General features: G+C 68.3%; 29 protein-coding genes. 20 read left to right on the top strand and 9 right to left on the bottom strand.

The annotated features are described in order from the left end of the window. Positions 1-2 precede the first annotated feature (2 nt). The 4 genes from H5J31_RS19970 to H5J31_RS19955 all read right to left on the bottom strand — a co-directional run bounded on the left by H5J31_RS19970 (position 3) and on the right by H5J31_RS19955 (position 2901). Positions 3-1238, bottom strand: coding sequence for an RNA polymerase sigma factor (locus H5J31_RS19970; RefSeq protein ID WP_181774120.1), 1236 nt, complete (start codon positions 1236-1238; stop codon positions 3-5). After that, complete coding sequence (locus H5J31_RS19965; protein WP_181774119.1) at positions 1235-1558, bottom strand: YciI family protein; 324 nt, start codon at positions 1556-1558, stop codon at positions 1235-1237. The genes H5J31_RS19970 and H5J31_RS19965 overlap by 4 nt, the downstream gene beginning before the upstream one ends. A gap of 43 nt (positions 1559-1601) precedes the next feature. Then, on the bottom strand, positions 1602-2204 hold the full coding sequence (locus H5J31_RS19960) for a dihydrofolate reductase family protein (protein WP_181774118.1): 603 nt from the start codon (positions 2202-2204) through the stop codon (positions 1602-1604). A gap of 121 nt (positions 2205-2325) precedes the next feature. Beyond that, positions 2326-2901: a hypothetical protein gene (locus H5J31_RS19955; RefSeq protein ID WP_181774117.1), complete on the bottom strand. Its 576-nt coding sequence runs from the start codon at positions 2899-2901 to the stop codon at positions 2326-2328. 549 nt (positions 2902-3450) lie between these two features. Between H5J31_RS19955 and H5J31_RS19950 the strand changes: the two genes are divergently transcribed. Together H5J31_RS19950 and H5J31_RS19945 are read left to right on the top strand one after the other, a co-directional pair. Continuing rightward, complete coding sequence (locus H5J31_RS19950) at positions 3451-3642, top strand: hypothetical protein (RefSeq protein WP_181774116.1); 192 nt, start codon at positions 3451-3453, stop codon at positions 3640-3642. A gap of 158 nt (positions 3643-3800) precedes the next feature. Next, the gene (locus H5J31_RS19945; RefSeq protein WP_181774115.1) at positions 3801-4397 is read left to right on the top strand and encodes a hypothetical protein; all 597 of its coding nucleotides are present in this window, start codon (positions 3801-3803) and stop codon (positions 4395-4397) included. A 24-nt stretch (positions 4398-4421) separates the two neighbouring features. Here H5J31_RS19945 and H5J31_RS19940 read toward each other — a convergent pair whose 3' ends face one another. After that, a complete protein-coding gene (locus tag H5J31_RS19940) occupies positions 4422-4907 on the bottom strand; it encodes a hypothetical protein (protein WP_181774114.1) in 486 nt (161 codons plus the stop codon). A gap of 229 nt (positions 4908-5136) precedes the next feature. Next, positions 5137-6027: a LysR family transcriptional regulator gene (locus H5J31_RS19935; RefSeq protein ID WP_181774113.1), complete on the bottom strand. Its 891-nt coding sequence runs from the start codon at positions 6025-6027 to the stop codon at positions 5137-5139. Between the two features lie 107 nt (positions 6028-6134). Here H5J31_RS19935 and H5J31_RS19930 point away from each other — a divergent pair, with 107 nt between their 5' ends. From H5J31_RS19930 to H5J31_RS19920, 3 genes are read left to right on the top strand one after another with little or no spacing between them, the layout of a single operon-like run. Continuing rightward, positions 6135-6635: a cysteine dioxygenase family protein gene (locus H5J31_RS19930; protein ID WP_181774112.1), complete on the top strand. Its 501-nt coding sequence runs from the start codon at positions 6135-6137 to the stop codon at positions 6633-6635. Positions 6636-6647: 12 nt separating this feature from the next. After that, positions 6648-7145, top strand: coding sequence for a pyridoxamine 5'-phosphate oxidase family protein (locus H5J31_RS19925; protein ID WP_181774111.1), 498 nt, complete (start codon positions 6648-6650; stop codon positions 7143-7145). A gap of 26 nt (positions 7146-7171) precedes the next feature. Next, positions 7172-7642, top strand: coding sequence for a VOC family protein (locus H5J31_RS19920; RefSeq protein WP_181774110.1), 471 nt, complete (start codon positions 7172-7174; stop codon positions 7640-7642). Between the two features lie 15 nt (positions 7643-7657). Here the strand turns inward: H5J31_RS19920 and H5J31_RS19915 are convergent, their stop codons facing one another. Both H5J31_RS19915 and H5J31_RS19910 read right to left on the bottom strand, forming a co-directional pair. Further along, positions 7658-8140, bottom strand: a complete 483-nt coding sequence (locus tag H5J31_RS19915) for a pyridoxamine 5'-phosphate oxidase family protein (RefSeq protein ID WP_181774109.1) — start codon at positions 8138-8140, stop codon at positions 7658-7660. Continuing rightward, complete coding sequence (locus H5J31_RS19910; RefSeq protein WP_181774108.1) at positions 8137-9012, bottom strand: NAD(P)-dependent oxidoreductase; 876 nt, start codon at positions 9010-9012, stop codon at positions 8137-8139. The genes H5J31_RS19915 and H5J31_RS19910 overlap by 4 nt, the downstream gene beginning before the upstream one ends. 83 nt (positions 9013-9095) lie before the next feature. Between H5J31_RS19910 and H5J31_RS19905 the strand changes: the two genes are divergently transcribed. The 5 genes from H5J31_RS19905 (at position 9096) to H5J31_RS19885 (ending at position 12924) form a co-directional block, all read left to right on the top strand. Continuing rightward, positions 9096-10100: a GlxA family transcriptional regulator gene (locus tag H5J31_RS19905; RefSeq protein WP_181774107.1), complete on the top strand. Its 1005-nt coding sequence runs from the start codon at positions 9096-9098 to the stop codon at positions 10098-10100. A 230-nt stretch (positions 10101-10330) separates the two neighbouring features. Next, a complete protein-coding gene (locus H5J31_RS19900) occupies positions 10331-10519 on the top strand; it encodes a hypothetical protein (RefSeq protein WP_181774106.1) in 189 nt (62 codons plus the stop codon). 808 nt (positions 10520-11327) lie between these two features. After that, on the top strand, positions 11328-11774 hold the full coding sequence (locus H5J31_RS19895; RefSeq protein WP_181774105.1) for a nitroreductase family deazaflavin-dependent oxidoreductase: 447 nt from the start codon (positions 11328-11330) through the stop codon (positions 11772-11774). 76 nt (positions 11775-11850) lie between these two features. After that, positions 11851-12165: a carboxymuconolactone decarboxylase family protein gene (locus tag H5J31_RS39905; protein ID WP_236005280.1), complete on the top strand. Its 315-nt coding sequence runs from the start codon at positions 11851-11853 to the stop codon at positions 12163-12165. A 75-nt stretch (positions 12166-12240) separates the two neighbouring features. Next, the gene (locus H5J31_RS19885) at positions 12241-12924 is read left to right on the top strand and encodes a class I SAM-dependent methyltransferase (RefSeq protein WP_181774104.1); all 684 of its coding nucleotides are present in this window, start codon (positions 12241-12243) and stop codon (positions 12922-12924) included. An 18-nt stretch (positions 12925-12942) separates the two neighbouring features. On the opposite strand, the gene H5J31_RS19880 is transcribed toward H5J31_RS19885, so the two are convergent. Beyond that, a complete protein-coding gene (locus H5J31_RS19880) occupies positions 12943-13437 on the bottom strand; it encodes a glycogen operon protein GlgX (protein WP_328701562.1) in 495 nt (164 codons plus the stop codon). Positions 13438-13508: 71 nt separating this feature from the next. Here H5J31_RS19880 and H5J31_RS19875 point away from each other — a divergent pair, with 71 nt between their 5' ends. The 10 genes from H5J31_RS19875 to H5J31_RS40450 all read left to right on the top strand — a co-directional run bounded on the left by H5J31_RS19875 (position 13509) and on the right by H5J31_RS40450 (position 22299). Further along, on the top strand, positions 13509-14246 hold the full coding sequence (locus H5J31_RS19875) for a TetR family transcriptional regulator (protein WP_181774103.1): 738 nt from the start codon (positions 13509-13511) through the stop codon (positions 14244-14246). Between the two features lie 271 nt (positions 14247-14517). After that, the gene (locus H5J31_RS19870) at positions 14518-15147 is read left to right on the top strand and encodes a hypothetical protein (protein ID WP_236005279.1); all 630 of its coding nucleotides are present in this window, start codon (positions 14518-14520) and stop codon (positions 15145-15147) included. 56 nt (positions 15148-15203) lie between these two features. Beyond that, on the top strand, positions 15204-16166 hold the full coding sequence (locus H5J31_RS19865; RefSeq protein WP_328701561.1) for an alpha/beta hydrolase: 963 nt from the start codon (positions 15204-15206) through the stop codon (positions 16164-16166). Between the two features lie 269 nt (positions 16167-16435). After that, complete coding sequence (locus H5J31_RS19860; protein WP_181774101.1) at positions 16436-16831, top strand: roadblock/LC7 domain-containing protein; 396 nt, start codon at positions 16436-16438, stop codon at positions 16829-16831. A gap of 132 nt (positions 16832-16963) precedes the next feature. Beyond that, positions 16964-17335, top strand: coding sequence for a hypothetical protein (locus H5J31_RS19855; RefSeq protein ID WP_181774100.1), 372 nt, complete (start codon positions 16964-16966; stop codon positions 17333-17335). A 44-nt stretch (positions 17336-17379) separates the two neighbouring features. Next, the gene (locus tag H5J31_RS19850) at positions 17380-18117 is read left to right on the top strand and encodes a hypothetical protein (RefSeq protein ID WP_181774099.1); all 738 of its coding nucleotides are present in this window, start codon (positions 17380-17382) and stop codon (positions 18115-18117) included. A 34-nt stretch (positions 18118-18151) separates the two neighbouring features. Then, positions 18152-19774: an ABC transporter substrate-binding protein gene (locus H5J31_RS19845; RefSeq protein ID WP_207898316.1), complete on the top strand. Its 1623-nt coding sequence runs from the start codon at positions 18152-18154 to the stop codon at positions 19772-19774. Next, positions 19741-20757 carry an ABC transporter permease gene (locus H5J31_RS19840; RefSeq protein ID WP_328701560.1) on the top strand — a complete coding sequence of 339 codons (1017 nt, stop codon included), beginning with the start codon at positions 19741-19743 and terminating at the stop codon, positions 20755-20757. Before H5J31_RS19845 ends, H5J31_RS19840 begins: the two co-directional genes overlap by 34 nt. Beyond that, positions 20750-21559 carry an ABC transporter permease gene (locus H5J31_RS19835; protein WP_181774097.1) on the top strand — a complete coding sequence of 270 codons (810 nt, stop codon included), beginning with the start codon at positions 20750-20752 and terminating at the stop codon, positions 21557-21559. Before H5J31_RS19840 ends, H5J31_RS19835 begins: the two co-directional genes overlap by 8 nt. After that, positions 21556-22299, top strand: a complete 744-nt coding sequence (locus H5J31_RS40450; protein WP_181774096.1) for an ATP-binding cassette domain-containing protein — start codon at positions 21556-21558, stop codon at positions 22297-22299. The genes H5J31_RS19835 and H5J31_RS40450 overlap by 4 nt, the downstream gene beginning before the upstream one ends. Positions 22300-22301: the final 2 nt, after the last annotated feature.

The raw sequence follows: 22301 nt of genomic DNA, 5'->3' as shown, positions 1-22301 counted from the left end.
CGCTAACCCAGCTGGTCGCGGCGGCGGGTCAGGTAGGCGGTCTCGGCGGTGTTGCCCGCCAGCTCGATGGCTTTGTCGTACGCCCCGCGCGCTTCCTGACCGCGGCCCAGCCGGCGCAACAGGTCGGCACGGGTGACGTGATAGGCGTGATAGCCGGTCAGCTTGTCCTCAAGACGTTCGACGGCCGCCAGCGCCACCTCCGGGCCGTCCAGTTCGGCGACCGCGATGGCCCGGTTGAGGGCGACGACCGGCGACGAGTCGAGGCGGACGAGCTGGTCGTAGAGGGCGACGACCTGCGACCAGCCGGTGTCGCGGATGTCGCGGGCGGAGGTGTGGACGGCGTTGATCGCGGCGAGGATCTGATAGCGACCCGGAGCGACTCCGGCGGCGGCAGCGGCGAGGCGTTCGCGCACCAGCCGGTGGCCTTCGGCGATCAGCGAGGTGTCCCAGGCGCCTCGGTCCTGCTCGTCGAGGGCGACGAGTTCGCCGCTCGCCGAGACCCGGGCGGTGCGGCGGGCCTCGATGAGGAGCATCAGCGCCAGCAGCCCGGCCACCTCACCGTCCTGCGGCAGCAGAGTACGGATCAGGCGGGCGAGCCGGATCGCCTCGGTGGTCAGGTCGGATCGAATCGGATCGGTGTCGGGGCCGCTCGCCAGGTAACCCTCGTTGAAGACGAGGAAGAGGACGGCGAGCACGCCGGTGACGCGTGCCGGGAGATCTTCCGCGGCCGGCATCCGGTAGGGGATGCGAGCCGCCTTGATCTTGGCCTTCGCGCGGGTGATCCGTTGCTCCAAAGTGGTGTCCTGCACCAGGAAGGCGCGGGCGATCTCGGGCACGGTCAGTCCGCCGAGCATGCGCAGGGTCAGCGCCACGCGCGCCTGCATCGCCAGCGCCGGGTGACAGCAGGTGAAGATCAGCCGGAGCCTGTCGTCGTCGATGGCACCGAGAGGCTCGTGCGGTTCGTCGTCGTGCACCATCCGAGCCTCCTTCTGCTTGTCGTCGCGTTTGTTCTCGCGCCGGATCCGGTCGATGGCCTTGCGGTTGGCGGTGGTGGTCAGCCATGCGCCGGGGTTGGGCGGAACGCCGTCGGCGGGCCACCGCTCGACGGCGGTCGCGAACGCTTCGGCCGCAGACTCCTCGGCGATGTCGAGGTCTCCGAAACGCCTGGTGAGGGCGGCGACCACCCGAGCCCACTCCTCGTGGTGGACCCGCGTGATCGCCTCTTCGACGTCGTTCACTGGAAGGGACGCACCTCGATCTTGCGATCGCAGACCTTCGACGCCTCGGTGGCCAGTTCGAGCGCCACGTCCAGATCGGGGGCCTCCCACACCCAGACTCCGGCGAGATACTCCTTCGACTCCACGAAAGGCCCGTCGCTGATCACCGCCTGCTCGCCCCGGTTGTCGATCACCGTGGCCGAGTCGGTGTCCGCGAGTCCGCCCGCGAAAACCCAGTAGCCCTCGGCGATCAGCCGTTCGTTGAACTCGCTGATCGCGGGTTGCCTGTCCGTACTGCCGGGATCGCTCTTGTCGTCGATCACGGAAACCAGGTACCGCATCCGAAGATCTCCTCCTGTGGTGTCGAGAAACGTGGGCTGGGCTTCAGGCGGTCGCGTACCGCGGGCGGCCGGCAGGCCGGTAAGTCTGGATCGTCACGCCCTTCGAGTCCACTCGCGACTCGACCGGGGCGAGCGCGATGTCCGGTCCGTTTTCCGGGAACAGTCGCGCGCCCTGGCCGAGGATCACCGGGACCACGATCAGGGTCATCTCGTCGACCAGGTCGTTCTCCAGCAGCCACCGGGTCAGGGTGCCGCTGCCGTGCACCTGCAGTTCGCCACCCGGCTTGGCCTTCAACTCCCGGACGGCGGCCGCGACGTCTCCCGAAAGGACGGTGGTGCCCGACCACTCCGGGTCGACGAGCGTGGTCGAGGCGACGTACTTGGGGGCCGCGTTCAAGGCCGCGCCGATGGGATGCGTCCGCATCGGCCCCCAGGCGCCGGCGAACAGGTCGTAGGTGCGCCGGCCGAACAGGAACGCGTCGGCGCGCTGGTAGGTCCGCGTGATGAACGCCCTGGTCTCGTCGTCACCCGCCCCCGGGGCCCAGCCGCCACGCACGAACCCGTTCCTGCGGTCCTCCTCCGACGCGCCCCCGTTCCCCTGCGCCACTCCGTCGAGGGTCACCTGGGTCATGGTCGTCAGCTTCATGGTCGCGGTTCCTTACCTTGGCGCCGCCCCTCGTGGGCCGCTTCACCCCTGCTACGAACCCCACCACCCCGATCCGACAACCTCTCGCGGATTTCTTCGAAGAATTTTCCGGCGGCTGTCGTCAGCGATCGCGTCGCCACACCTCGCGCCATCGATGGTGGGCGGCGAGGGTACGGAATTCGGTGCGGTGCGCGGAGGGCCTGGGGTCGACGCCGCAGTCCGGGCAGGGGGCGTCCGCGGTCAGCGAGCGCCCGCAAGCCCGGCAGGTCGCCGTCTGATCGACGTGGGATTCGTACGCGGCGATCACGCGCTGGACGACGACGGCCATCCGCTCGGTGGGATGCTTCTCGAACTCGGGACAGTAGGCGACCAGCCCGGCCCAATCGGGCCACTGCTCGGCACGAGGAGAGACCCGGCGACCGGCGGCCTTCTCCCGGCGGCGGCGCGCCGCGTGTTCGTGATTCCACGCCTGCCACACCAGGCGGGCCTCCTCCAGTTCGTCCACCGCGCGCCGCAAGGAGAGCGGATCGTCGTCGAGCCGCCTCGGCACGTTCGCGCTGACGATCAGGTGATGCCAGGTGGCACGGAAACCGTACGGCTGGAAACGCAGCACGCAGGTCCGCAACGCCAGCAACCTGTCACGCGACTCGAGGCCGGTGTCGCGAACCCGGCGGGCCGCGGTGGGAAAACCCGTCACCGAGTCAGCGTATCCATGACCGGTGCCCGGTCATGCCGGATCGAGGGTGTCGAAGTCCGATCATCGGTGACGGGCCATCATCCAACCCTTCTTAGGTACCCGGAGGCCATGTGCCGCGTCGCACGAGCCGGTCGAGGTGGTCGAGCAAACGCACCTCGCTGCGCGACACTCTGTCGCGCTCCGGTGCACCAAGGTCGGCAAGAGCGTCCACGAGTACGTCGTCCCTCGGAACCTGGACCATCGCTCCGCTGTACTCGCGGCAGGTGGTGCACCAGGTGAGGCTGATACATCGATCGTATGACGAAGACTCCGGCGGGTAGTGCCGGTACACGTAGGTGTAGATGTCACCAGTGCATGGCTGCCCGGCTGGGCGCGGTTCATCCTGGGCATGCGGTACCGAGACCTTGACCCATTTCCAGTCCCCGGTTCGGTGGTGTCGCTCCATCCGATCACGATGCCAAGCGAGTCTCCGCCACGCCATCACATTGTCGGATCGGCGAGGCTCCGCTCAGGTCGACGTCAGCCCGGTTCGGTTGATTGGACGGGCCGATGAGCGAGGGCTATCCGAGACTGCTGGAAGACCGAGAAGTGCTGGTGGCGCGGGCCGAAACACTGGCGGACGCGCCACTCGACCAGATCGGCGCCGTCGCGGAACAAGAGGCATGGCACGCCGAATGGTGGGCGGCGGCCAGGAGCCGCCGGGACGCAACCCTCCCACCGCCACCAGGGGATCACGGCTGACCCGCGACACGTTACGTCTGCCTTTCTCTTCGACAGAACGAATCGCCACTCACGATGTGCCCGGCACTTTCCGGAAACCGAAAGGGCTCCGCTGACAACCGCGAGTCGGGCGTAGGGGGCGTTGGCGCCGGTGGAATCCCGACCGGAATAGTGAGCTCATGCCGAACCTCGACTTCTACGCCGTTGACGACGATTGGTCCGCGGTCCTCGAGACCGTGTTCGATCTCGGCTTGTTCCGTGTCTTCGAGTCCGACTCGGAGCTGGATCGCGAATTGCGCGAATTCCACACTCCCGCGGAGGTCCCTGACGGCCGGCAGGGGCGAAGCCTGGCGTTGCTGGCCATCGGGTCGGGGCCGGGTCCTGTGCCGAAGCGGATCGATTTCCTTCCAGGAGTGCATCCCGACGCCACCTTCCGGTATTGCTGCGAAGGCTGGGGAATGATCCAGCTCTACCACGGCTCGGTGGCTGGTACGGGGGAGCTGCGTTGGAGCCACACGAACCACAACTCGGAAAAGCGCGCCGTGGCCTGGGCCGCGACTTTGCAGCGACTCGGTGACCCCGCCGAGTGGGATTGGGCGGCGGTCACCAGTGCCTCCGGCCGGCTCAACCGGGCCATTCGCCGGATGGCCGTGCGCAAGATCGGCTCACATCCGGTACTGCCGCACGCGGCGCGGTTCATCGAGCACGCCGGCCTGCGGTACGAGTACGGCCGGGGCGTCCACGCGATTCCGGCCGCGGGCATGCGTCGTACTTGACGGCGCAGCTTCGCTCGTGCGCGGCTATTTCGCGAAGTCCCGGCTCCACGTCAGGTCGACGCGTTCCCAGTTGCTCACGCCGGTTGGTCTGTCGACATCGGTACCCGGCCGGACGTAGGACCCGCACCAAGCGTTTCTGGCCCCCTGCGAATTGCGGTGCAGGACGATGGCCCCGTAGCTGGAGCCATCGTAGTTTCGCCCGCGAGGCTGGAAGATCAGCACCAGCTCGTCTCCGTTGACCAGACCCGCCAGGTGCCACTTCCGGCCGCGCTCACCGGCCGGCTCGACACGCCGTACGGTGCCGGAGACCTTCCCGTCGGCACGCTGCGTCACCCGGACGACGTCGACTCTGGCATACGGTTTGTGGTACGAGGCGGCGCACGTCTGGCTCCATTTTCCGGTGAGCTCACCACGCCTGCCTGCCACCAGGTTCTTGAAGGTGTCCTCCGAGGGAGAGAGCAGAACACCCAGCACACCGCCGGCCATCAGAAAGATCAATGACTGGAACACCGACCGGAACTCCTTGGGATAGGCGTCACCTGACCGCCACAGTGGCGGAAAGCGCGGGGGCGTCCGACCCCGGCTGTCGAGTCCTGGCCGATCGCACCACCCCCGCCCGGCAAGTCAGTTTCGTTCGCCGCTGCGTTTCGGAGTCGGGAGCTTCGTCGACAATCCGTGACCTGCCCAACATCCGCTCATCCCGCGAAGCGCACCTGGGTGCACCGTCGAGCGCGTGGCTCTACGCGGGTGGGGTCAGATCGCCTGGCCGGGTCTGCTGGACGGCGTGGCGCAGCGCGCCGACGAAGGCCGCGGTAGCGGGCGGATCGGGCGGGTCGCCGTAGGTGGCCAGGTAGACGTGCCGTTGGAAGTCGCGAACGACGCTGGCCTCGATTCCGGGTGCGCGGTGGGTGCGCAGGGCCAGCCCCGGCATGGTGGTCACGCCCATACCCGCGGCGACCAGGGACTGCTGGACGATGATGTCGTCGCTCGTGTACGTGATGGGCGGGACGAAACCCGCCTTGTCACAGGCCTCGAGGAACTCGCGGCGGCAGTTTTCGCAGCCTGCGATCCATTCGGAGTCGCGGTTGCCCGCCAGTGTCTGGCCGGGTTCGAGGCTGAGCAGGTACATCGGGTCGTCGAACAGGTGCGTGGCGCGGACGTCGTCCGGGGTCGCGTCGTCGTAGCGGAAGGCGACCGCGACGTCGACCTCCCCGGCCCTCAGCAGATCGAGGGCCACGCGCGGGTGGGCCTCGACCAGGTGCAGGTCGATGCCGGGGTGGTCGCGGCGCAAAGTGCCCGCGGCGTGCGGTACCAGCGCGGCGAGCGCCGACTGGAAGCCGGCGACCCGGACGCGGCCGGTGCGCAGGCCCACCATCGCGGACAGTTCCGCTGCGGCGGTGTCGACCCGGCCGAGGATCTCGGTGGCGCGGCGGGCCAGGTGCTCGCCCTCCGGGGTGAGCCGGATGCCGCGGCCGACCCGCTGGACGAGCCTGGCGCCGGTCTCGGCCTCCAGCCTGGCCAGATGGTGGCTGACGGCGGGTTGGGAGTAGTTCAGGTGCTTGGCGGCCTTGGTGACCGAGCCCTGGGTGGCGATCGCCGCGAGCACCCGTAACCGCAGGATATCCAGCATGCATAAAGGGTACCGATAGGTTCGCCCAATCATTGTCATTAGACGAATGAGTCGGCGCGCGGGAAGCTGATCGGGACGAACCCGCTCAGCGAAAGGAGGACGCCGCGATGACACGCTCACTGACGACGCTCACCGATCTCGTCGGGGCGGTGCGCCGAGCGGTCGATGTAGGGACCGATTGGTCGGACACCGCGGACCTGGTCGCCGATCAGCTCCGGGCGCATCTGCCCGGCCCCGAGATCCTGACACCCGGGCAGCTTCTCGGCGAGCCCGACCGGGTCGCGGGCCACCTGCTGCACGCCGAGGCCGACGGGGCGTTCTCGATCCTCGGCCTGGTGTGGCGCCCCGGGCAGACCACCCGGATCCACGATCACATCACGTGGTGCGTCGTGGGTGTGCTGTCGGGCATCGAGCACGAGGAACTGTTCGACGAAGCACTCAATCCCCTGGGCACGCGGGACAACGCTCCCGGCGAGGTCAGCGGGTTCGCGCCACCCGGCGACATCCACCGTATCCGCAACGTCGGCGACGAGACCGCCGTCAGCCTCCACATCTACGGCACCGACATCACCCGCGTCGGGTCCAGCGCCCGCCGCTACTACAACTGAGGAGCCCGAACCATGGACCAGAACGCCATCGACGAGGTACTGAGCCGCCCGTTCAGCCAGGAACTGCTGGCCCGTGATCTGGCCAGGCTGGCCTTCGTCGCGCTCGACGGCACCCCGCGGTCGATCCCGATCGGAATCGTCTGGAACGGCAAGGAAATCGTCATGTGCACCGCGACGAACGCGCGGAAACTCCCGGCACTGCGCCGCAATCCCGCGGTCGCGCTGACGATCGACACCGAGTCGCATCCGCCGAAGGTCCTGCTCATCCGCGGCAATGCGGAGCTGGACGTCGTCGAGGGCATCCCGGACGAGTACCTCCAGTGGAACGGCACCTACGAGATGACGCCCGAGCAGCGCGCCGAGTGGGAGGTGGGCGTGAAGTCGCTCTACGAAGGCATGGTCCGGGTCGTGGTGAAGCCGACCTGGGTCAAGCTGATCGACTTCGAGACCACGCTGCCCACCGCCATCGAGGAGCTCATGCAACGCCAGAAAGAACGCCAGAGCGCCTGAACACGTACCCCTGAACGGAGATCACCATGACCGACACCGACCAGCGAAGCACTGGGCGCGCTGCGACCCAGCGGTTGGACAACATCGCCATCGTCGTCGACGACCTCGCGGCCGCGAAGGCGTTCTTCGCCGAACTCGGCCTGGAACTGGAAGGCGAGGCGACGGTCGAGGGCAGCGAGGTGGATCGCCTCGTCGGGCTCGAAGGTGTCCGATCGGACATCGCGATGATGCGCACCCCGGACGGCCATGGACGACTCGAGCTGACCAAGTACCGGACGCCGTCGGTCCGGGAGAGCGACCCGCACGCCCCGACGAACACGTTGGGCGCACACCGCATCATGTTCGCCGTCGACGACATCGACGCCGTCATCGAACGCTTGCGGCCGCACGGAGCCGAACTCATCGGCGAGGTGGTGCAGTACGAGAACAGCTACCGGCTCTGCTACCTCCGTGGTCCCGCGGGTATCGCCGTCGCGCTGGCCCAGCAGAGCGGATGACCGGAGACGGCTCGCCTAGGGCCGGTCCGCTCGCCAGATCCGGCTGCGCAGGTCGGTGCCCCGGATCACCTGGATCCGCCAGGGTGTCAACCGCAGCACGTGCAGCCGGGGATCGGACGGCGACTTCCAGAAATTGCCGAGGGGATAGCCGGCGCCGCGCGGGCTGGTCCTGCGATACAGGTCCCACACGTGTTCCTTGACCGGGAGGTCGTTGTCCCAGACCGCGACCGCGTCGACGGCCACGGAGTTGTTCCCCGGTGCCCAGTAGGAGAAGTTGGTGTGCGGGTTGCCCTCCAGATGCGCCGCCTTGACCGGGGTCCGGTAGGTGGCCAGCCAGCCGCGCGGTCGTCCGTCGACCTTCTCCCACACCGGGATGAGGACGCGGGTCCGCGGACGGTTCTCGGCGTCGACGGTCACCATCGTGGCGTAGTTGATGGCGCCGACGTAGGTGTCGAATTCGGTTTCCAGCTGGCCGAAGTCGCGGGTCGTCGTGCTCACGCGGCACTCCGAAGGGACTCGACGGCGCGCGAGAGGCTGGCCGCGCCGTGTCCGGCGGCGATCTGCCGGTCGATCAGTTCCTTGATCGGGAGCAGTGTGTCGGCCGGGACGCCCAGCCCTTGCCCGGCCCGGATGATCGTGGTCAACCCGGCCTGGTTCATGGCCAGACTGGACTCGCCGCCGCTGTAGGCGCCGCCGTCGATCTCTTCGGCGAAAGTGGACAGCGCCGGGAACGCGTCCGAAAGCCAGGAAAGCAGCATCGGCGTCAGTTCGGTGGCGCGGATCCCGGCCGCCGTCGCCATCGCCGTGGCGTGCAGGAAACCGCCGATCATGCCGTACATCCCGGCGAGGATGGCGACGTCGTAGCTGGAAGCGAGGCCGGCGTCGGCGCCGAGGAAAGTGCCCTTTCCCAACAGGTCCAGCGATGCCTGCCCGCGCTGGTGGACGGCTTCGGAACCGCTGTAGCTGATCGAAGACTCGGTGGTGCCGATCGTTTGCGGTACCGCGTAAACGGCGCCGTGGAGGTATTCCGCGCCGTGCTCGGCGGCCCAGGCGGCGAGTTCCCGTGCGTGCTCCGGCCCGCCGGAGGTGACGTTGACGAGGGCGCGCCCGGCGACGGCGTCGGCCGCGCCCTCCAGGACCTGCCGGGCGACGGTGGAATCCAGCAGGGCGACGATCACGAGATCGCCCGCCGCGATCGCCTCGGCGGCCGTGGCCGCCTCCGTCGCTCCGGCCGCGACGAGCGCTTCGGCCTTGTCGGCGTTGCGGTTCCAGACGGTGGTGGGATGGCCGTGGCGGAGGAAGGCCTCGGCCAGCGCACGGCCCAGATTGCCGAGGCCGATGACGGTGATGTGTTCGGGTGTCGTGCTCATATGTCCAGCCTCGTGACCCGGAATCCGCGCTGCCAGTGACACGAATGACCGGAAGCACCAAATTCGTGCCATAGGATGTGGCCATGAGCGCTGGATCGGTCGCCTTGATCGTCCCCGAAGAGATCGGGGTCGCCTTCTGGGACCTGTACGAGGTGAGCATCCCCGCCACCGTTTTCGGGATGCCCCAGCCCGATCTCGCCGATCCCTGGTACGACCTGCGGATGTGCGGGACAGGCGATCGAGCCTCGGAAGCCGCACCGGGGTTCGCGCTTCGCACCCCGTACCGGCTCGACGACATCGTCGGCGCCGACACGGTCATCGTGTCCTCGGTACCGGACGACGTGCTCAGCGAAGGCGCGCCCGTCTCGCCCGAGCTGATCACCGCGCTACGCCGCGCCCACGACGCGGGCGCTCGCATGGTTTCCCTGTGCTCCGGCGCTTTCGCACTCGCCGAGGCCGGGCTGCTCGACGGTCGTCGAGCCACCTCGCACTGGATGCACACCGCTCGGCTCGCCGAGCGCTTCCCTCGGATCGAGGTCGACGACTCCGTGCTCTACGTGGACGACGGCGACGTGCTCACCAGCGCCGGGATGACCGCCGGTCTGGACCTGTGCCTGCACCTGGTCCGCCGCGATCTCGGGGCGCATGTGGCCAATCAGCTGGCCCGCCGGATGGTCGTGCCGGCGCATCGGCCCGGCGGGCAGGCCCAGTTCATCGCTCTCTCGGTCCCCGCCACCGACGATCAAGGACTCGCGCCGGTGCTCGACTGGGCGCGAGCGCATCTCGACCAGCCGCTGACGATCGAGGATCTCGCGCGGCGCGCCATGATGAGCCGACGGACCTTTTACCGGCGGCTCCAGCAGGCCACCGGCACGACACCGCTCCAATGGCTGCTCGCGCAACGCCTTTCCCAGGCGCAGAGCCTGCTGGAATCGACCGACTTCCCGGTGGAGAGGGTCGCGGAGCTCAGCGGCCTCGGCACCGCGAACAACCTGCGCCACCATTTCCTCAAACAGGTCGGTGTGTCACCCGGCGCCTACCGGAACGCGTTCCCGCGGCAGCCTCGGGTGACGGCCGCCGCGGGGTGAGCCCGCTCGTCAGCGGTCGCCGATGGTGTCGGTGAGGCTCTTCCAGCCGGTGAAGTCGTAGACGTCGCGGGTGTGGATACAGCGCGTGGCCGGCCTCGGACCGATGCCCGGCTGCTCCGTTCGGCGTAGGTAAAAGGCATACCGCCCCGGTGACGCGCCGCACTGTTGTCATCTTGTCGCCGGAGTCAGGATTCGGGTACTCACCAACACCTCGAGCCAAGGGGACTTCGATGCGGACCACCACTGCCGACAACGTCCGGTCGCTGCTCGCCGAAACCGGGATCGACACGGCGACGACGGCGCGGATCGACTTCACCATCCACCGCTTCGACAACTGGACCAACCAGGCCGCCGGCGATGTTTTCGGCTGCTTCACCGGCGCGTGCTGCACCGCCCCGCCCCTCGTCGAGGCCTGCTGAGCGGGCCGTCAGTGGCGGGTTCGGACCCTCGTATCGCCCTGGGTCAGGACGCGGGTCGTGTCGCGGACGACCTCCACCGTGGACCCCGCCCGGGAACTGGCGCGAAGAGGTCGCCGAACCGGCCGGGGTCGGCATCGTAACTCGATGTGGCTGTTCCTGGTGCATCCGGAGATTCGTGAGTTCTCTTGAGGGGTAAGGCAAAGGTGTCGTGTCGGGTGCCGAGTCCGTGAAGGCCTCCTTGAGGGACCCAGAGTCCCTCAAGGAGGCCTTCACGGACCGGTGATCAGCGGGGTGAAGGGGACTTTCCGCTCGTATAGTGAGGGGAAAGTCCCCTTCGACGCGGGTCTTGTGGTTCTCGTGGGCGGCGGAGTCCCGGGTGTTGCGAAAGCCACTTTCGCAACCTTCAACGTTGCGAAAGTGGCTTTCGCAACACCCGGGGTCGGCGTGCGGGCGACCGGAAGAACACGCCACCTTTGCCTTTCTGCTCAATAACCCAATGCCACGTAGCTTGAGTTGATCTTGGGTGGGTCTCGATCGTCACCATGGAGGTGCTCGGCTGGGTAGTGAAGGAGGCCTTCATGGACGCGCGATCCGACATGCCACGTTCGCCCGGCCGCATCCCGGGTTCGATGCCGGCGACTCATCGAGCTCGATCCGCTGCGCCGCCGATCCCTGCACGCCTCGGACCGGTTGTTCGCACCGTGACCCATCCCGCTTCGGCTATCTTCGGTAGCAGCGCATGCGCTGAACGAAGGGCAAGAGCGGCCACGACGGCTGCGCGACTTCCGTCCAGAAAGGACTTTCCGTCATGGCTGTCGCCGATGACCTCGACCGTGCCACCGATTCGCGATGGGACTGGGTCGCCGAGCAGACTCGCAAGTATCTGGCCACGGACGGCGCCGAGGGACACGAGTCGAACGGCGTCCACACGCTCATCCTGGCCACGACCGGACGAAAGTCCGGTATCGCGCGCCGCTGTTGCCTGATCTACGGCACCGCGGGCGAGGATTTCGTCGTCGTCGCCTCCAAAGGCGGTGCCGAAGACGATCCGGCGTGGTTCAAGAACCTCGTTGCGGACCCGAGCGTCGGGGTGCAGGTCGGCGACCGCCGGTTCACCGCTCGCGCCCGGGTAGCGACCGCGGCCGAACGCGAAACCCTCTGGGTCCAGATGGCACGCATCTTCCCGCTGTACGACGAGTACAAGGCGAAGACCGATCGCGAGATCCCGATCGTCGTCCTTACCCCGCAGGACTGAGCGTTCGGTACGGCCTCACATTTCGCGGCGCTACGTCGTCGGTCGGGTATAGACCCACTACGACAAGGAGATCGCGATGGACGCCCGAATCGACTACTTCGGCAACCCGGTCGGCGGAAAGTTTCTCAAGACCATCGTTTCGGCGGGAAGGGCGCTGGCCGGCTCGTCTCTGCCGGTCACGGTCCAGGAGCTGGCGCGGATGCGCGCGAGCCAGATCAACGGGCGCGCCGTATGCGAGCTGGAAACCGACCGGACGATACCGGCCGCCGGCAGCGCGACGACCAGCTGCGCGACACGCTGCTCGACGCACCAAGCCGGTCGACGCCAGGGCCGGCTCCCGGGTGGCCTTCGCGGGCGGCTTCACGACCAAGCATGGTCGGCCCGAAGGTGACACTGCGATCCACCGTCGCGGCGAACCGCCGGTCATCGCCCGGCTGATCGTCCTGTCCGCCTTTACGATGGATGTGTGGACGAACGGCCGATCACCACCGCGCAGCTCAACTTCCGGCGAGTCGCCGACGAGCTCGAAAGCATGGAGAACCGGGATCGCTTCACCTACATCTTCCGATCGCGGCTGTGGAGTTCCGGATCGGTTTCCGGGCCGGGATCCGAATCGGCTCAGACCCGGCAGCTCCGCGAGCGGTTGCCGGGACTTCTCGATCGCTTCGGCGTGCGGACGGTGCTCGATCTGCCGTGCGGGGATTTCGGGTGGCTGAGCGAGGCCGACCTCGATCTCGACCGGTACATCGGGGCCGACATCGTCACCGATCTGGTCGAGATGAACGCCGCGCGGTTCCGGGACGATCCGGTGCACGAGTTCCGTGTGCTCGACCTGACCGGTGACCCGCTGCCCGAGGTCGATCTGGTGCTGTGCCGGGATTGCCTGGTGCACTTGAGTTACGCCGACATCCGGCGGGCGCTGCGCAATCTTCGGCGCGGCGGCGCGCGATACCTGCTCACCACGACGTTCACGGAGCTGGAAACGAACGTCGACATCGTGACGGGCGACTGGCGGCCCCTGAACCTGTGCCGGGAACCGTTCGGGTTCCCGGCGCCGCTGGAGGTCCTCGTCGAGGGGTGTACCGAGGAGAACGGGGCCTACGCCGACAAGTCGCTGGGGTTGTGGGAGATCGCCGCGATCGTGGACTGACCGGCCCGAGCCCGCCGGTCAGCGGTCGGCGTCGGCGATGCCGGAGAGGACCGCGTCGAGACCGGGGAGCCACCTGCGGTGCGGGTCGGGCGCCGTGATCCATTCCGACGTGATGTCGGAGCGCCGGGGCCCGGCGGGGAGTGGGAGCAAGGTTCCCCAGGCGAGGACCTCGACGTCCCTGGGCAGGTCGTCCCGAAGCGGTACGAGACCGTCGATCTCCGCGAGCACGGCGACCCGGGGGCCGCGCTGTGTCTGCAGCATCATGGCCGGGCCCGCGCAGCCGATCAGGTCGAGACGGGCCAGTGGCGGTCCCGCGCTGAGCTTGGGCATCGTGACGGCGCAGAGTCCGTTTTCGAGTGCCAGGAAGGGCTGGGGCCCGCGCCACCGGACCGGCCAGCCGAAGAGCCGGCCGTAGGCATCGACCCGGTCGTAGGCCCGGTCCAGGGTGATCGGCGGCAACTTCTGGTCGAGCGACATCGTCGGCGCCTTCCGCTCAGCGAGTTGGGGAGACACGAGCCTCCACTGCACGGATCGAGGCTAACGGCACTCAGTGTCATTAGCAAGTAGCTGCTACCGTCCGATCCATGACGGAATCGCCGCGCCGCGCGCCGGTCGCCCGGGTGGGCGCGACTCCCGCGGGACGGCTGCGCCTACGTCGTGAGCTGGCCGCCGCGGCCGTGGACCTCTTCGTGGCCAACGGCTACGAAGCCACCACCGTGGACGAGATCGCGGCCGCCGCCGGTGTCGGCCGCCGGACCTTCTTCCGCTACTTCGACACCAAGGACGACGTCCTCTTCGCCAACCACGACGAGATCGTGGCGGAGATGAACGAGTACTTCGACGCCGCGTCCCCGACGCGTGAGCCGGTGGAGGTGGCGTGCGGCGCCGTCGCACTGGTGCTCGATTCCTACGCCGCCGAACTCGATGTGTCGCTCAAACGCTTCACGCTGACCCGTACGGTTCCCGCGCTGCGGGACAAGGAGGTCGCGACCGTCGACCGCTATCAGCGAGTTCTCGCGCGGTATCTGCAGGCGCGGTTCGAGGATCGCGGTGACGACGTCGCGAGTCTGCGGGCGGCCGTCGCCGCCGCGGCGATCGCGGCGGCGAACAACCACGTACTCCGGCGCTGGCTGCGCAGCGGCGGCGAGGACGACATCAAGGCCAGCGCGGCCGAGGCGTTCGCGCTGGTCGTCGACGCGTTCCGGTCCGGTGCCGCCGTCGCGGGTGACGGTGAGAAGACCGTGGTAGCGGTGATGACCACCGCCACGCCGCTGCAGGAGGTCATCGCCCAGGTCAGCGCGGCACTGAAGACCGAACGCTGACTCTGGCACTCAGTGTCACAACCCCGATCGCGATGTCCGTGAAGGCCTCCTTCCCTACCCTGAGAGTAGGGAAGGAGGCCTTCACGGACATCCGCCGAATCCTTTGAGGACAGAGGGGTGGCGAGGCGTCCGAAATTCGCCCTGAACCACACTTTTCCCAGTTCAGGAACGGAATCCGGGTAGCCGTAATATCACCGAAAGGTGGGAACCCGTCTCTTCCGATGGCCGTCGGAGCACCAGTTTCAGGCCATTCGAACGGAAGGTGACTCCGATGACTTACCCAGGTCCGTCCGGCCACCACGACCCTCAGCCGCAGCCGTACCCTCAGCAGGGCTGGGGCACCCCACCGCCGCCGGACAAGAACAGGACCGGCCTGGCGGTCGGGATCCTGATCGGCGTGGTCGCCCTGGTCGCCTTCTGTATCACCGGCTTCGCCGCTCCCGGGTTCCTGCTCAGCAAGGGTGAGAGCATCCCGCTCCCGGTCCCGTCGTCCAGCAGCCCCGCACCGACTTCCGAGACCACGAGCCCCACGAGCAGCACGAGGGTCAGCAGGCCGTCTCGTTCGCGGGTCACCGTGACCCGACGTCCCGCGCCTCAAGCGCCGGAGAAGGGGGTCCAGGTGATCAAGGACTTCCTCGGCAAGATCGCCGGGGGTGACAAGCCGGGGGCGATCGCCTTGGCCTGCGAACAGCAGAAACGGTTCATGGACGACAAGATCGATTCCCTGCTCCCGCTGGGCTCCCGGGTCGAGATCACCAGGACGAGCGGGACGTCCAGGTTCGTGCTCGCGGACGTCTCCGGGACCGTCGAGAACCGGGCCGTCAGGGGCACGATGATCTCGGACCGCAAGGACGACGACGAATTCTGCGTCACCACGTTCAGCATCCGCGACGCCTACTGAGGCTGCCGATGAGGTCGTATATCCGTTGTCGGCGCGCGGCGTTTAGGGTCGGGCGGGTGAGTGAGCCCGTCTACGATCCCGAACTCGCCGCGGTCCTGCCCGCGCTGGCGGGGCAGGTACCCGTCGGCATGACGGCGGAGGAGCTGGAGCACTACCGGGCGCTGAAGATCCCGTCCATCGAGGAGCAGATCGGGGACCGCCCCGTCACGTGGACCGATCACACGATCCCCGGATACGGCGGCGCGACGATCACCGTGTCGGTCATCGCACGCGAGGATCACCGCGGCGGCGGCCCGGGGATCTATCACGTGCACGGCGGCGGGATGGTGATGGCCGACAGGTTCGCGTCGGTGGGGCCGCTCATCGACTGGGCGATGAAGTACGACGCCGTCGCGGTCACCGTCGAGTTCCGGCGCGCGCCCGAGTTCCCGGATCCGGTGCCGGTGGAGGATTGCTACGCGGGTCTGGCGTGGATGGCCGCGCACGCGGACGAGCTGGGATTCGACGCGAACAGGCTGGTCATCTTCGGCGGGAGCGGCGGCGGGGGCCTCGCCGCCGGCACCACCCTGCTGGCGCGGGACCGCGGCGGTCCCGCGTTGTCGGGGCAGCTGTTGCAGTGCCCGATGATCGACGACCGCAACGACACCGTGTCCGCGCGCCAGTACGACGGTGTCGGTGTCTGGGACCGCACCAGCAACCTGACGGCGTGGACGATGGTCCTGGGAGAGCGCCGGGGTACGCCCGACGTCTCGCCGTATGCGGCCCCGGCCCGCGCCAGGAACCTCGGCGGGTTGCCGCCGACGTTCCTCGACGTCGCCGCGGCCGAGGTCTTCCGGGACGAGGTCGTGGCGTACGCGAGCGCCATCTGGGCGGCCGGAGGAGAGGCCGAACTACATGTCTGGGGTGGCGCCTTCCACGGCTTCTACGACCTCGCCCCGACCTCGGCCGTGGCCGAAGCCTGTGTCGCGGCGAGGGAATCCTGGCTGGAGCGACTGCTCGCGCGTCCTGCGCGATCGTGACGGCTTTCCGGGAAGTGTTGAAATTTCACCACAGCCGCTCCGGTCCGGGGAATTCTGGCGAATTCTCATGACGACAGCGAGTGTTTGAGCCGATCGCGTGACTCTGCCGCGGGTAGCTCTTCATCGATAGGCGAAAAGTAGTGATGCTGGTAGCGTCGCCCGCAGTCGAGAAGACCTGATCGGGTGATCGATTCCGGTGAATTGTTCCCTGTTCTTTTCACGCCGGATCTCCGAAGCGCTGACCATTGCGAACCCAGGAAGTAGGAGTAGTGGATTTCGACGCATTGGCCGCTGAGCTGCGGAATCTCCGCGACAATATCGCCGGGGTGACCGACACGGTGATAGCGGCGGTGGACGGGATCCCCATCATCGCCGACGCGGCCGCGGACATCGACCCCGGCAAGGTTTCCGCGCTCGCGGCCGCGAACCTCGGGATCGCCCGGCAGGCGGCCGAAATGACCGGTAAGGGGACGCTCAACCAGACCGTGGTCTTCAGCAGCGACGGCTATATGGCCGTTTACGCCGTCGGCCGGATGGCGTTGCTGGTCATCATGGGAGACAAGAACCTGAACGTCGGACGCCTTCTTTTCGAATGTCGCCCCATCATCGAGCGGATCGGCTTGTTGGTCGCCCCCGTCGCGGTTTCGGGCCACGAACGAAGGTAAGGCGAACGGGGCCTGGTCGGTGCCGCTGGTCGTGAGTGGCGTTTCGGGTTCTAACCCGAAACGCCACTCACGACCAATCCCGCCGACGCCTCACTCGCGTCGTCGTCCCCTCAACAAGTGAAGTGGAGTTCCATGAACATCGAAGCGGCTCTGAAGGAGTCCATGTCGATCGCCGGCGCCGTCGGTGTCGCGTTGGTCGACTACGAGAGCGGCATGTCGCTCGGTACCAGCGGGGGAGGTGATTGGCTCAACCTGGAGGTCGCGGCGGCGGGTAATACCGATGTCGTCAGATCGAAGCTCCGGGTCATTTCCGCGCTCGGGCTGAACGACAGCATCGAAGACATCCTCATCACGTTGCACCGCCAGTATCACCTCATCCGGCTGCTGGATTCGGTCGGTAGCAGGAGCAGTTTGTTCCTGTACCTGGTGCTCGACAGGGAGCAGGCGAATCTCGCGCTGGCCCGGCACTATCTCAAGCGCATCGAGGCCGAACTGCAGGTCTGACCGGCGGTTCCCGGTGACGATCGGCTGTATCGGAGGAGGCTGCGATGAGCCGAGGCGGTTCCAGCGCCACGGCACTCGTCGCCGGTTCGGCACTCACGAACGACGTCGGCTCCCTCTTCCCCGTGCGGTTGAGGCTGACCGGCGACGACCTGGAGTTCGTGCTCGTGCTGCCCGGCGGACGAAACAACGGCGCCGAGCCGCTTGACCATCCGTTCGCTCAAGTGCAGGAACGGATCCGAGTCCGGTTGGACGACGCCGGGCCCCTGCCGCGTTTCCTCGTCGACGCCGGTGGTCAGTGGGCGCGGCTGCGCGTGGAACTTCCCGGAACCGCGGTCCGGGCGCTGATCGTGATGCCCGAGGAGGTGGCGGCACAGTCGCTGAACGCGCCGTTCCTCGGCCGGTGGCAGCATCAGATGCTCGGCACGGTGCGGCTCGCCTTGGACGAGATCGCCCGGATCCTCGCGCGCTGTCATCACCGGACGGGCGGCGCCGAACCGCTGATCGACCTGGACCTGATCTACCTGCCGGTCCACGACTATCCGGCTCGGGTCGCCGGGGTGCACGAACCCGTCAGGGAGTTCGTCGCGCCGGTCCGGCCGATGTTCAGGATGGGGTGGCGCTCGATGACGTCGTTGCAGCGCAAGGTGTTCATCGGCGATCTGGCCGACGTCGGCACCGCGGGCAGATGGCCGCGCCGCCGGCTGACCGCCCGGGTCATGGGGCTGGAGGTGGAACTGCCCGTCTGGCCGGCGACCTCGGTTCGTGACAAGGCTCACACTTAATGATAAAGACTATCATTTTCATTAAGCTGCGGCCGTGCTTTTCCATCGTCGGCCTTCGCGCCTGCTCACCGTTTCGCTCACCACCCTCTCCGCCGCCGTTCTCGTGGGCTGTGGCGCACCAGCGACTTCAGGGGGTGCACCGGACAGGTTCGTCGTGATCGACGCCGAAGAACTCGGCCGGTTCAATCCCTTGACCGGACACGGCGGCAACGGCGAATCGAAGATCTACGAGAGCCTGTACCGCGTCGCGGAAGGGCAGGACGACCGGATTCCGGACGCGGTACCGGTGCTCGCGGAGGGGGCGCCCGAGCCTGTCGACGGCGATCTCACCCACTGGCGGGTGCGGACCAGGAAGGGTGTCACCTTCTCGGACGGGACGTCCTTCGGGCCCGAGGACGTCGCCGCGACGTACAACGCCGTCGTCGATCCGAAGTTCGCGTCACCGATCGCGGCGAACTTCGACTTCCTGCGCACCGCGAAGGTGGCCGGCCCGGACACCGTCGATTTCCTGCTGAACGGCGCTTACGGCGACGTGCCGCACCGGCTGTTCCTGGCGATCGCGCCCTCGGAGGCGCTGGCCACCCCCGGACCGGCGGACAAGTCGACGCTGGGGGACCACCCCGTCGGGACGGGGCCTTACGCGCTGACGGAACTGCGGCCCGATCAGGTCGTCCTCACCGCGCGCGACGGGTACTGGGGTGCCAAACCGCAGGTGAAGACCTTCGTCGTGCGGCGAACCGACGACGAGAAGGCGCGTGCGGCTCAGCTCGCGGGCGGTGCGGACGGCACCCGGCTGTCCCCGGCGCTGGCACGTGCCGTCTCGAAGGACGGTTACCGCACGGTGGTGAGCAAGGCCAACGACTGGCTCGGCATCACGCTTCCCAGCGGCGATCCGGTGGCCGGTGACGCCGCCGTCCGGCTCGCCCTGAACCTCGGTGTCGACCGCGGCGCGATGGTGCGCGACATCCTCCAAGGCGAAGGCACTCCGGTCTCGACCCTGGTCACCCCGCTGTTCGGCGACGCCTACGATCCCGCGCAGGACTTCACTTTCGACGCGGACCGCGCGCGGAAGGTCCTCGACGACGCCGGATGGCGCACCGGCGCCGATGGCGTCCGTGTGAAGGACGGCCGCCGGGCGCGGTTCGACGTCGCCTACTACCCGACCGAGACACTGCGCCGCGATCTCACGATGGCCAGCGTCTCCGACGCCAAGAAGATCGGCATCGAGATGAAGCCGGTGGCGGTGGAGAAGTCGACCATGACGCCGCACTACCTTTCCACCACGGCGTTCCTGCTCGGCGGGGGCGGACAACCGTACACAGTGGACACCCAGCTGTACCCGAAGTTCCACTCGCGGTACGCGGCCGCGGGGGTCGGCTCGAAGTGGGACAACGCCTCGGACTACGTGAATCCCGCCGTCGACAAGGCGCTGGAAGAGGCCCGTGTCGAACGGGATCCGGCCAAGCGGGCGAAGCTGTACCGGGACTTCCAGGCCGCCTACCACGCCGCGCCGGGTATGCTCGCGCTCGTCTCGGAGAACCACGTCTACGTGATCCGGGACAACGGATGGCACCCGGGGGCCACCGCGTTGGAGCCGCACGCGCACGGCGTGGCCTGGGGTCCGTGGTACTCCCTGGCGCGCTGGACGCGGAAGTGACGCGGTCGCGCCGCGCCCGGATCGGTCGTCTCACCGTTCGCCGTCTGCTGTTCGGCGTCCCCTTGGTGCTCGTCGTGTCGATGGCCGCTTTCGCGCTGGCGGCGGCGAGCCCGTTCGACCCGCTGGAGGCGTACCTCGGCGGGGCGGGCGACGGCTACACCGAGGCCGAGCGCGAGGTGCTCCGCCACACGCTGGGATTCGACCAGAGCTGGATCGCGGCCTGGTGGCAGTGGATCAGCGGCGCGGTGACCGGCGACTTCGGCTACTCACGGGCGTACCACGAGCCGGTCGCGCAGGTACTCGCCGAACGGCTGGGATGGACGGCGTTGCTGGGTCTCGCCGGCTCGGTGGTGGCGGTCGTGCTCGCATGCGCTCTCGGTGTCACGGCGGGTTTGCGAGCCGGTGGTTTCGCCGACCGCGTGATCAGCGCGATCGCCGTGGTGCTGCAGGCCGTGCCGCCGTTCATCGTCGCCTTGGGCGCCGTCCTGCTGTTCGCCGTCACGCTCCGGATGTTCCCCACATCGGGGCTCACGGATCCGGGGGAGCCGGTCACGGCCGCGTCCGCCGCTCGCCATCTCGTCCTGCCCGCTCTGGTCCTCGGGGTTTCGCAGGTGCCATGGCTGGCGTTGGGACTGCGGGAAGCCATCACCGGCGCCATGAGCAGCGACGCCGTACGAGGAGCCCGCGCCCGCGGCCTCCCACGGCACGTGGTCCACAGTGGACACGTCTTGCCGATGGCCTCGGCGCCCTTCTTCGCCCTCATCGGAGGCAGGCTGCCGGAACTGCTCGTCGGGGCCACCGTCGTGGAGACCGTGTTCGCGTGGCCCGGTCTCGGCGACGCGACCGTGGATTCCGCACGGGCCCTGGATTTCCCGCTGCTGGCGATCGTCACCGTGCTCACCGTGGGACTGGTCCTGCTGGGCAACCTCGCCGCGGACGCCGCCGCGATCGCCGTCGACCCGAGGATCGAAGCCGATGGCTGACCACGAACGCGCCACCTGGATCGCCGGCGCTGCCGTGGCGGCCCTGGCCGCCTACGCGATCATCACCCCGATCGTGCACCCGATCGACGAAGCCATCACGGATTTCGCGGCGGCTGATCGGGGACCCGGCGCCGGGAACTGGTTCGGCACCGATACTTCGGGACGCGATCTGTTCACCCTGGTCGCGATGGGAATGCGGGTATCGCTGGGGATCTCACTCGCCACCGCCGTTCTTTCCACGATCGTCGGGCTGCTCGTCGGCGTCGCGGCCGGAGCGTTCGGTGGCTGGTGGGACCGCGTCGGGATGCGCGTGGCCGACGCGATGACGGCGATCCCGAGTCTCCTGCTGTCGCTGCTCATCGTCACGCTGTTCCGGGGTTCGCTCATCGCCATCGTGGTGTCGCTCGTGCTCACGCACTGGACGGCGACCGCCCGGGTCGTCCGCGCCGAACTGCTTTCCTTGCGCAACGCCGAGTACGTCGAGGTCGCGCGGCTCAGGGGACTGCCCGCGGCGCGGATCGCGCGGATCCATTTCCTGCCCGTCGCGGCGGGCCAGGCCGGGGTGGCCGCGGTACTGCTGGTCGCCCACGCCGTCTGGCACGAGTCGACGCTGTCTTTCCTCGGCGTCGGATTGCCGCCGCACCAGGCATCTCTGGGCACGTTGCTCGCCGAGTCCGGGGAGGCGCTGCTGCTCGGACACTGGTGGCGGCTGGTGTTCCCGGCGGGCGCGATCGTCGCCGTCACCCTGGCGCTCTCCGCGCTGGGCAGGTCCTTGACCCGTCGTCCGGAGGTGATCGCGTGACGCTGTCGCTCGAAGGGGTCGGGGTGTGGTTCCCCACTGGCCAAGCTCTCACGGACGTCGATCTCGTCGCTGCCGCGGGCAGGCCGCATTTCGTGATCGGCGGTTCGGGTTCCGGTAAGTCCACCTTGTGCGCCGCCGTGACCGGGCTTCTCCCTGGTTCGGCCAAGCTGACCGGGCAGGTGTCGGTCGACGGTCATCCGGAACCGCGCAGGGGGAGCGTCATCGGCGTGGTGCCGCAATCCGCGATGACGTGCTTCACGCCTGTCCGGCGCCTGGGCGGGCAGCTCGCGGAAACGGTTCGTCACCTTCGCGGCGAACGCGGGCCGGAAGAACTGCTCGAACTCGTGGGTCTCGAAGCCGGAGCGCTGCGGAAGTATCCGCATGAACTTTCGGGCGGCATGGTGCAGCGGGCGGCGATCGCGGCCGCGCTGGCGGGCGACCCGCCGGTGGTGGTCGCGGACGAACCGACGTCCGCGCTCGACCGGGACCACTCGCGGGACATCGTCGCGTTGCTCACCGGGCTGGGCTCGGACCGCGTGGTCCTGGTGACCACCCACGACTTCGGTGTGGTGCCGGACGACGCGGACCTGACGGTGATGCTCGCCTCGCGGGTCGTCGAGACCGGGCGCGCGGCCGACGTCCTCACGACGCCGGAGCACCCCTACACCCGCGACCTGCTGGCCGCGCTTCCCGAGAACGGGCTCAATCCGTTGCCCGCCGACCGCCATTACGGGGGCTGATC

This window comes from Amycolatopsis pittospori, assembly GCF_013870525.1.
Taxonomy (GTDB): domain Bacteria; phylum Actinomycetota; class Actinomycetes; order Mycobacteriales; family Pseudonocardiaceae; genus Amycolatopsis; species Amycolatopsis pittospori.
Note: the sequence above shows the minus strand (reverse complement) of the source record. Positions and strands in the feature narration are given on the sequence as shown.